We start from the raw sequence: 3960 nt of genomic DNA, 5'->3' as shown, positions 1-3960 counted from the left end.
TTGGCGTCGTCTACCGGAGAACCCGGGCCGCCGGCGGTGCGCGACAAACATGATCGCACCGCCTTTGGCCAGTCACCTTCCGGAGAACCCGGGCCGCCGGCGGTGCGCGACAAACATGATCGCACCGCCTTTGGCCAGTCACTGACCGCAGAAGCCGGGCCTCGGACGGGCTCCGGGGCCGTAGAAATCCCTGAAACCGTGCGCGATGTGGTGCGGTGGCGCCTGAGCCGGCTGTCCCCGCAGTGCCAGCCGACGCTCGCCGTCGCGTCGGTGATCGGCCACGAATTCGACATCGACGTCCTGGCCGCCGCGGCACCGATCGATGACCTCGACCTGCTCGACCTGCTCGACGAGGCCGGGCAGGCCGGCCTGGTACATGAGGCTTCCGACGCCCCCGCGCGCTACGTCTTCGCCCATTCGGTGGTGCGCCGGGTGCTGCGCGACGGTCTGGGCCGTACCCGTACCGCACGGCTGCACCGGCGGATCGCCGACATCCTGGCGGAGCGCCCGGGAACGGCACCGGCCGAGCTCGCCCACCACTACTGGGAATGCACGGACCCGGCTGTTACCGACCGGACCACCTATTACGCGCGCCTCGCCGGCGACCGCGCGCTGCAGGAAGCAGCGTTCGACAACGCCGTATTCCACTACGGCCGGGCACTGGAGGTCCTGGACCGGCACGGAGGAAGCAGCGAGACGCAGCTTTGTGAACTTTTGCTCACCCTTGGTGATGCCCACGGCCGGGCCGGGGAGTATCGGGCCCGGGACGCACGCTTCGAGCGGGCCGCCGCGGTCGCCCGCTCGGCCGGTCCGGATGCCGGTCCGGATGCCGGTCCGGATGCGGCTGCGCTTTTCGCCCGCGCAGCGCTCGGCTACGGCGGGGTCCTGCCGGCGGCGGTGAGCCCGAACGCGCAGGCACGGGCGCTTCTCACCGAAGCGCTGGAGCGACTCGGTGCCGCTGACAGCGCCCCGCGCGCCAGGGTGCTCGGACGGCTGGCTCACTGGGCCCACTACGAGCGGCCCTATTCCGAGCGGGTGGCCATCTGCGACGAGGCGGAGACGATCGCCCGTCGGTTGGATGACCGGGCGACCGTCGCCGCCGTCCTGTACCACCGTTGCTGGGCCCTGGACGGCCCGCGCGACGTTGACGACCAGCTCGCCGCGGCCGCCGAGATCCTGCGGCTCGGCGAGGAGCTTTGTGATCATGAACTACTGCTCGAGGGATTGCGGGTCAAACTCACCGCGCGCTTCCGGCGGGGCGACTTCGAGCTGGCCACAGACACCGCCGCCACTCTCGCGGGCCTCGCCCGGGAACTGCGTCATCCCGAGTTTCTGCGGATGGCGACCATGTGGGATGTTGTCGTCGCCGCGCTTGAAGGCCGTTACGCGCATGCACAGGCCGACTCCGACGAGCTGCGCGCCCGGCTTCACCAGATCGGCCATCCCCAGACCGAACTGATCGCCATCGGCCAGGCGATTCCCACGATGTGGCTGCGCGGTGGCCTGGGCGATACCGCGGGGCACATCGACGACATCGCCGCCCGGCGGCCGGAGATGCGAATCTGGCCGGCGCTCAAGGCGTGGGTCGAGGCCGAGCGGGGCGCCGACGAGGAGGTCAGAAACATCCTCGGCGCCATCTCACCGACCGCCCCGGCCGCGCTCGACGAGAACTACCTGTGGTGGGGGACGATCGTCGCGCTCACCCGCGCGGCCGTCTCGGTCGGCGACCAGGCCTGGGCACAGGCCCTCTACGACCTCGCGCTGCCCTTCGTCCGTCACAACGCCACCATCGGTCTGGCGGGCTTCCTCGGTGCGGTGGCCCACCATCTCGGTGTGCTCGCGGGCACGCTCGGACGGTGGGACGCCGCCTGCGCACACCTTGAGGCAGCGCTTGAACGCCACCACACCATGTCAGCCCGACCGTTCGTCGCACTGACGCAGGTGGAGTACGCGGGCATTCTGGTCTCCCGCAACGCCCCCGGCGACCGGGAACGCGCCCGCGACCTGCGTGCGGCCGCACTCACGACAGCTGCCGATCTTGGACTCGAAACGGTCCGGACGATCGCCGCACGGATGACCCTCGACTGATCACCGGCCGGGCAGCACCGGCCGGTGATCAGAGCGCGGCGGTGGGCTCGAGGTGGCTCAGAATGAGGGGGTAGACGTCACGGTCGGCATCCTGACCGATGATCGCGTCAAGGTGGGCGTAACCGGGTAGCAGGCTACGGCTGTACAGGCCGGGGCCGTTGGCCTCGCGAAGCCAGTGCATGGTCCGCGCGCTTCCATCCGGCAGAAAAATGTAGTTGTCCGTTCCCTGCAGGAAGCGGATGGGCAGCCGCAGGAACTCCGCGCTCGTGGTGTAGACGTCCTGGCCACGGTCATCGACGGCCCTGCTCCCCCGCATCATCAACGCCAGGTGCCGTAACGCGGTGAGATTACCGACACCGAACATGTCGTTGAGCGCCTCATGGGTCGCCTGGTTCAGTCGCGCGTGGCGATGGGTGCAGCCGTAGATGGCGTTGATCCAACGGCACAACGCCTGACCGCATCGTTCGGAACCGGCCATCGGCAGCGCCCGCAATGTCAGGTCGACCGCGACGGCGGGCGGGGTGAACCGCCCCGGCCGAACAAGGCTCAGGCCGACACCGCCCAGTAGCTCCCCGACGCGCGCCGCGGCCTTGAACCGGTTCAGCGGCGAGGTGACCGGATGCAGCGGGAACTGCGCGCAGACCGCCGAGCGGACCCCGGGTAGTTTGCCCGCCGCCAGCGCCATCAGCAGTGATGCCGAACCCACGCAGTGCCCGTAGGCCTGCACGCTCGGCGCCGCGGTGACGCGCCGGACCTCGTCGACAGCGGTCGGCCAGTCCTGCGTGGCGATGACGTCGATGCTGAACTGACCCGCTGAGGAGGGCAGCTCGATGGATGCGCGGTAGTCGAACAACCACACGTCGTACTGCTGCTCGACGAGGAACTCGGTCAGGTTGGTGCGGATCGTGTCCGCCAGAAACGCCGACGTCGACATGCCGAATCCGGAGGCCAGCAGGACCGGCCCCTTGGTCCCGCCCTGGTACCGGATGAGCCGCAGCCAGCCGTCCATCCCCACCTCGGTTCCCTCATGCCAACGGCCGCCCGCACCGCACCACCGGACCTCGGGAACCGGCAGGCGTAGCTGCCGGCGCGACGGCCGCCCCGCAAGACGACTGGGCGCGGCGGGGAATCGGCGGGCCTCGTCCAGCGGGCCACCGTAGATCCGCAGCAGGTATCCGGCAAGCAGCTTGACGACCGCCAGTTCATAGGACCGGCGGCGGCCGGCGGGAACGCCCAGCACCTCAACCGCCCGCAGATTCCGGACGAAGTCCGCGAACGCGATACGCGCAATGCCCACGCCGAGTGTCCCAGCGGTGACCGATCCCACGGTGAAGTAAAGGGTTGTCGCATCCGACCACGCATCGAAACCAGGGCGGTCGTGCAGAACCTTGAAGCCGTCGAGAACGTAGCCATCACCGTCAGCTGCGACCAGTGACAACCGATAACGAACGTGCCAGGTCTCGACCTGGGTGACAACGGGTTCGAACAGCACGACTTCGCCGCCGACAATCGTCAGCGGATCTGCGGACAGCACCGGGATCCGCACGCTGCCCGACGGGCGCCCCGGCGTGGCCTGGTCATGAACAAGCGCGTCGGCGTCCTCGAAGTCAGCCGTGAGGACTATCTCGACCGATGTTCGCCCGGACCGCCCGAGAAGATCCTTGGAGCCCGCGAGCGCGTCGACGAAACCGTGATCGGCCGTTCCCTGACCGGCGGACCAACCGGCCTGGAAGTCCTCGGTCACCCCGGTCGACAGATAACCCGTCAACCGCTCGCGTAACCGCAGGGCCGGGCGAGGCGGTTGATCCTGATCCGACGGCTGGTCCGACGGCTGATCGGCCGACGGAACCTCCGGCATGGAAAGACCGCTCA

Annotated in this window: 2 protein-coding genes; one reads left to right on the top strand and one right to left on the bottom strand. The window is 69.2% G+C overall.

Features of this window, described 5'->3' with window-relative positions; all coding sequences use genetic code 11:
• A partial coding sequence (locus U9977_RS25865) for a hypothetical protein (protein WP_322751894.1) occupies window positions 1–2088 on the top strand: 2088 nt, incomplete at its 5' end.
• Window positions 2089–2116: 28 nt separating this feature from the next.
• Here U9977_RS25865 and U9977_RS25860 read toward each other — a convergent pair.
• On the bottom strand, window positions 2117–3960 hold a 1844-nt coding region (locus tag U9977_RS25860), incomplete at its 5' end, for a hypothetical protein (protein ID WP_322751893.1).

The sequence above is a fragment of the Protofrankia sp. Cas8 genome, assembly GCF_963555845.1.
GTDB lineage: Bacteria > Actinomycetota > Actinomycetes > Frankiales > Frankiaceae > Protofrankia.
This window is presented reverse-complemented; position numbering and strand designations above follow the sequence as displayed.